Below are 4,107 nucleotides of genomic sequence, written 5' to 3'. Positions count from 1 at the left end.
GCCTCGCGGGCGAGCCTCGCCTCCTGATAGTTGGTCATGCCGATGACGTCCACACCCCAGGAGCGGTACAGGAGCGACTCGGCACGGGAGCTGAACATCGGCCCCTCGATGCAGAGGTATGTCCCCTCGCCGTGGACCCTGATTCCCAGGCCCTTCGCCGCCTTGGTCGCCTCGCGCCTCATCGCGGGGCAGACCGGTTCCGCGAATGCCACGTGGGCCACGATCCCGCCGCCGAAGAAAGTCTCCGCCCTGGACTTGGTGCGGTCTATGAACTGGTCGGCCATGAGGATGTCGCCCGGCCTTATCTCCTCGCGCATGGAGCCAACCGCCGACACGGAGACGATCTGCGTAACGCCCAGGGACTTGAGGGCGTATATGTTGGCCCTGAAGTTGATCTCGTGCGGGAGGATCCGGTGCCCGCGGCCGTGCCTGGGGAGGAAGGCGACCTCGATGCCGTCGAGCGCGCCGAGCATGAGGGCGTCGGAGGGCTCGCCGAAGGGGGTGGAGACCCTCTTCTCCTCCCTGATCTTCAGACCGGCCATGCTGTATAGCCCGCTGCCGCCGATTATGCCTATCGGTGCGTTCGCCATATCCCCTCCCGTTCAACTGCAGGGTGCGCTTTACACCACAAGCCCTCAATATTTGCAAGTGTATTAGAACTATATTAGTTTTCTTATATAATTAGTAATACTTACCTAATATAAAACTTGCTTCGGGTGGCGTCGGGTCAGGGATGCCTGTCGAGCGGCGTGTGAATTCGCCGCGAATCAGCAGCCCTATGATGACCGCGGCGAAGAGACGCAGGCGAGGAGGCGGCGTTTGAGCCGAGGAGCCGTAGTGAGACAGGCATCCCTGACCCGATGACAGCCTGCCTGCCGGCAGGCAGGGACCCGGAGGAAATGAAGGTCACGTGTCACGGATTTTTCGAGGCGAGCTGGCCGCAGGCGGCCATGATCTCGGCCCCCCTGCTGGCCCTCACGTTCACCTGCACCCCCCTGTCGTAGAGGTGTCTCCAGAAGCGCTCCACCGCGGCGTCGGAAGGGGCTGCGAACTCCGAGCCCTCGTAGGGGTTGAACGGTATGAGGTTTATCTTCGCGCGGACGCCCTCGATGAGTGAGACGAGCCTGGCCGCGTCGTCGGGCGAGTCGTTGACGCCGCCGATCATCACGTACTCGAAGGTGATGCGGTCGCCAAAGGAGCGGCTGTATTCCCTGGCGAACTCCATGATCTTTGCGATGGGGGAGAGCCTGTTCACAGGCATGATTCGCGAGCGCACCTCGTCGGTCGTGGCGTTGAGCGAGATCGCGACCTTCACGTCGCAGCGGCCGACGAACTCGCGCAGCTTGTCCACGAGGCCGGAGGTGGAGAGGGTGATGCGGCGGCGCGAGATGTCGAAGGCCCTGCTGTCCCGGAAGATACCGATCGCCTCGATCACGGTCTCCATGTTGGCGAGCGGCTCGCCCATGCCCATGAGCACGACGTTGGTGACGCGGGTCCCGGCCAGCCTCGAGAGCTCGACGAGCTGGCCGGTGATCTCCCCGAGGGTGAGGTCCCTTCTCAATCCGATCTCGGCGGTCCTGCAGAATGCGCAGCCCATGGCGCAGCCGGCCTGGGTGGAGAGGCAGACGGTCGTGCGTGCCCCGTCGGAGGGGATGAGCACGCACTCGAACCGCTCGCCGTCCGCGCCGGCGAGCAAAAGCTTCTGCGTCCCGTCGGAGGCGGAAAGCCTCCCGCAGAGGCGGACCGCCGATATGGAGAAGCGCCCCGCCAGGGTCTCCCGCGCCGCCTTTGAGAGATCGGTCATCTCCTCGAAAGAGGTGGCGAGCCTTGCGTAGAGCCAGTTCGCAAGCTGGTCCGCCGCGTACGGCGGGAGCGCGAACTCCTCCGCAAGGCCGGAAAGCGCCGGGAGCGGTATGTCGGTTATCGCAGGGAGCACGGTCAGATCCCCGAGAAGATTGAAAGCTTCGGGAGGTCGGTCGCACGCGCGACGGTGATCAGCCCGGGCTCGCTCGTCGCCCCATCGCGGTCGACGAGAATCGGAGTGATCCCGGCCCCCCTCGCGCCGGCCACATCTATCTCAACCATGTCGCCCACGTGTACGCAGCGCTCGGGGGAAGATCGGACGCCCTCCACGGCCATGCGGAATATGCGCGCGTCCGGCTTTGCCACCCCCACCTCGCTCGAGTCGACGACCACGTCGAATCTGGAGTTGATGCCGGTGTGCTCGAGCAGGCGGCGTATCTGCCCCTCCGCGTTGGATATCACGCCGAGCCTGAATCCGCGCTCCCGGAACCAGTCGAGCATCTCGCGCGTGCCCTCCTCCATGCGGCTCCAGAAGAGGTGCCTGAACGGATGGGTGCGGACCGCATCGATGGCCTCCCCCGCCTTTTCGCCGTCTATGCCGGCCATCTCGAACCAGCGGCGGTACGTTCTCCCCCAGAGCTCCTCGTGGGTGCGCCCCTCGAGGCCCTCCCTCACGACGGAGAGCTGGGCCCTGCGGTGGACAGCGGCCAGTTCGGCTCCGTCCACCTCTATGTCGAACCGCTCCGAGAGCAGGCCGCAGAGGAAGTCGTAGTTGTAGAAATACAGCGTATTGCCTACGTCGAAGAATATGGAATCGTATCGCATGACATAGATAGATCGCCTATTTCCTCAAGGATTTCCAGCAATTTCTTGATATTTCAGGTGAGGGATCGCCCTCGGCGGGGGATCGCTTGACACCCCCCGCAGATATCGACTATATGGGCTTCAAATGTCGGGACTGTCGGGAACTTCAACTTTGACGAGCATCGATGGACAGCCACCCTCCTGGCCGCCGCAGAGGACGACCTTAAGGCACTGCCGCTCGATCGCCGCAGTCCTTCACTGAACCGGACGAGACAATCAAAGACAGGCGCGATGCGCCTGTTTTTTTGTCTCCGAAAGAGCGATGAGCATAAGGGCGCCCATATTCCCGTCTGTGATGATATCCGCGGGCACGATACCGGTGCCCATCCTCTTCGCTCCGAAGACCGGCGTTGAGTCGCCTCTGCTGACGGTCCAGCCCGACACCTTCACGAGGGCAGGGGAAGTCCTCGCCTCAGGGACAGCCCCCGGACGGGCCCCTGCCCAGCGCCTCCGCAAGAGCAGGCGCTCGGCGCCGGCCGCGGAGCCGCCCGTCCGCAACGGATCGAGGCTCGTCGATCTCGAGAAGCGCTTCGAACTGGCGCGCAAATCCAGGGCCTCCGGCGATCTCGAATCTGCGCGCGCGCACTACGAGGCGGCGCTCGAATCGCTCGATTCGCCGTTCGATCCCGCCGCTGGACGCTCGAATCCGATGCGTCTCGAGATCGAAGGCGGCAGGGATCTCTTCGCGGAGGCGCTCTTCGAGAGCTGTGTGCTCTCGCTCGCAGACAGGGCCCCCATAGTGCTCCGCAGGCTCCACCGCTTTCTTTCGGACCCTGAAAAGAATATCGACCCGACCGCCCTCGAGAGGGCAAAGGCCAGGACCCTTCAGGCCTACGCGATCATGCAGCACACCTCCTCCACCTTCGAAAGCAGGGGCGATCTGCTCGAGAAGGGCCTCTGCATGATCGATCGCGTGATGAACTCGCTCAGGGGCGAGCCCGAGTCCCGGGCGAAGAACGACGCCGTCGACGCTTACGCGCGCATGAAAGCCACCAAGGAGCTGAAGGCCGTTCACCAGTTCACCAGGGCGACCCTGCAACTGAAGAAAGCGCTCGAGAGGCTGGACAGCGAGAAGAACCCTCATGAAAGGAACGGCGGGCTGGCCGGACTGATGAGAAGGCTCAAAAGAGAGCACGTGCCGCCGGCGCAGGGCGAGAACTCCTACACGGCGCAGTTCCTCAAGGGCTTCACCCTGATCAGGCTCGGGATGTACGCATCGGCCCCCCGCCTCCATCTGATGCAGAGGGCGATGGCTCTTTTGGACCAGGCGAAAAAAGAGATAGACCCCGCCTCCGCACCCCATGCGGCCGACGCCCATTTCTCGATGCAGCTTCTGAGGGCGGAGATCCTCGCGCGAAAGCTCGTGCTGGCCCACGGGAGGCGGGAAGCCCCAGCCCGGAAGAAGCTCGCAAAGGAGCTGGGCGACCTCTTCGCGTCGAT

4 protein-coding genes are annotated in these 4,107 nt (G+C 63.8%); 1 reads left to right on the top strand and 3 read right to left on the bottom strand.

Annotation, left to right across the window (positions count from 1 at the left end):
• The 3 genes from JXA24_07645 to JXA24_07635 form a co-directional block, all read right to left on the bottom strand.
• The coding region (locus JXA24_07645; protein MBN1283625.1) for an MTAP family purine nucleoside phosphorylase at positions 1-590 on the bottom strand (590 nt) is incomplete at its 3' end.
• Between the two features lie 323 nt (positions 591-913).
• Complete coding sequence (rlmN, locus tag JXA24_07640; protein MBN1283624.1) at positions 914-1,936, bottom strand: 23S rRNA (adenine(2503)-C(2))-methyltransferase RlmN; 1,023 nt, start codon at positions 1,934-1,936, stop codon at positions 914-916.
• Between the two features lie 2 nt (positions 1,937-1,938).
• Positions 1,939-2,628 carry an HAD family hydrolase gene (locus tag JXA24_07635; protein MBN1283623.1) on the bottom strand — a complete coding sequence of 230 codons (690 nt, stop codon included), beginning with the start codon at positions 2,626-2,628 and terminating at the stop codon, positions 1,939-1,941.
• Positions 2,629-2,929: 301 nt separating this feature from the next.
• Between JXA24_07635 and JXA24_07630 the strand changes: the two genes are divergently transcribed.
• On the top strand, positions 2,930-4,107 hold a 1,178-nt coding region (locus JXA24_07630), incomplete at its 3' end, for a hypothetical protein (protein ID MBN1283622.1).

It is taken from the genome of Pseudomonadota bacterium (genome assembly GCA_016927275.1).
Classification (GTDB): domain Bacteria; phylum UBA10199; class UBA10199; order 2-02-FULL-44-16; family JAAZCA01; genus JAFGMW01.
This window is presented reverse-complemented; position numbering and strand designations above follow the sequence as displayed.

Excerpts from the sequence above, each read along its gene's own strand:
- JXA24_07635 (MBN1283623.1), bottom strand. The coding sequence starts at position 2,628 with ATGCGATACGATTCCATATTCTTCGACGTAGGCAATACGCTGTATTTC.